Here is a 1,547-nt window from a genome sequence, read left to right on the forward strand (position 1 = left end):
CCCATTACAGTCTGAAGTGGGCCACCGATAAATTTCGATGGCGAGCATTCGGCGCATTGCCTACGATACGGGCAAGCCCCGAGGGGCCGCCGATCGGGCGCCTCCGGATGGCCGTCTGCCCCTGCCCCGTAGAGGGCCCGGGGGGTGTTGCCACCGGGGGCGCTCGCCGCTCCGGACGACTGATAGGAAACTGCCGGGCGCAAGCGCCACGGCCAGGTAATGTGGGTGTCGCAGGGAGGGGTTCCGATCGGCCTACCGATTGGAGGATAACACCGTGGCACCACCTAGAATGCCGGAAGCCGTCATCGGGCTCGATGTCGGGAAATTGTCCCATTGGGCATGCGTCGCGACCCGGGACGGCGAGATACTGCTGAGCGCCCCCGTCGCGAACAGGGAGGGCGATCTGGACTCGCTGTTCGGCCGCTTCCCCGACGCGCTCGTGGTCGTCGACCAGTCGCGCAACATAGGCGCCCTCGCGCTCGCCCGCGCCAAGGCGGCCGGGATGTCGGCGGCGTACCTGCCGGGACTCGCGGCACACGGGGCCGCCAGGCTCTTCGCCGGCGACGCCAAGACCGACGAGCGGGACGCAATGGTCATCGCGAAGACGGCGCTGGGCATCCCCGACGCACTCCTGCCGGTCGGGGATCCGGGCCCGACGGTCGCGGCGGCGAGGGCGCTGGCCGCCCAGAGAAACTTCCTGACCTGCGAAAACACCAGGAGCAAGAACCGGCTGCGCAGCATCCTGCTGGAATCGTGCCCCGCCTTCGAGGCGTTGGTCGACCTGTCCGACGGTCCCCAGCTGAGGCTCATGGCATCCCTCGGCGGGGCCTGGTCGGTGGCCGACGCCGGGCCCCGCAGGGCGGCGGCGCTCACGCGCGGGGCGGCGCGCGGCAAGATCGAGGCCCTCGTCCGCTCGACGGCCTCCTCGACAAGGCCGGACGCGGCGGCCATCGCCGCCGAGGACCGGGCGGTGAGGCTGCTCGCGCGCAGGATCTCCGAGAACTCGGCGGAGATCGATGTGATCACGGCGGAGATATCCGCCCTCCTCGAGGGCGACGATACCTACCGATGCCTCCTGACGGTGCCGGGGATCGGCCCCAAAACCGCTTCCGAGCTCGCGATCTCCATAGATATCGAAGACTTCCCAAGCCACGACAGGCTCGCGTCGTACTGCGGCCTGGCGCCGCGCAACCGCCAGTCGGGGACCTCGATCTCCTCGGTGACGGCATCGCGCCAAGGCAACAAGAGGCTGAAGAACCTGCTCATATTCTCGTGCAACTGCCTTACCCGGACAGAGGGAAGATGGGGCGATTACTACGCTAGGTGCCGAGAGCGGGGCATGCCGCACGGCAAGGCGCTCAAGGCGCTGGCACGAAAGAGGCTGAAGGTCATCTACGCGATCATGCGGGACAGGGTGCCCTACGCCGCCTAGTCGAAGCGCTCCGAACAGATTGGAGCCCATCGGCCGAAAGGCCTGGCGTTAGCATGTCGCGATTCAATCTCGAAAACAGCATTGCCCAGTTGACAAAACTATAGGAACACCCCCC

At 67.4% G+C, this 1,547-nt stretch carries 1 protein-coding gene; it reads left to right on the top strand.

All coding sequences use genetic code 11. The features are described from left to right. Positions 1–289: 289 nt before the first annotated feature. A complete protein-coding gene (locus PMX60_RS10160; protein ID WP_006234207.1) occupies positions 290–1,432 on the top strand; it encodes an IS110 family RNA-guided transposase in 1,143 nt (380 codons plus the stop codon). The last annotated feature ends 115 nt before the right edge of the window (positions 1,433–1,547 follow it).

Origin of the sequence: Collinsella aerofaciens (assembly GCF_028206995.1) — a bacterium.
Taxonomy (GTDB): Bacteria; Actinomycetota; Coriobacteriia; order Coriobacteriales; family Coriobacteriaceae; genus Collinsella; species Collinsella aerofaciens_AQ.

What these genes read in the sequence shown, in the direction of transcription:
- PMX60_RS10160 (WP_006234207.1), top strand. Translation starts at nt 290, where the DNA reads ATGCCGGAAGCCGTCATCGGGCTCGATGTCGGGAAATTGTCCCATTGG.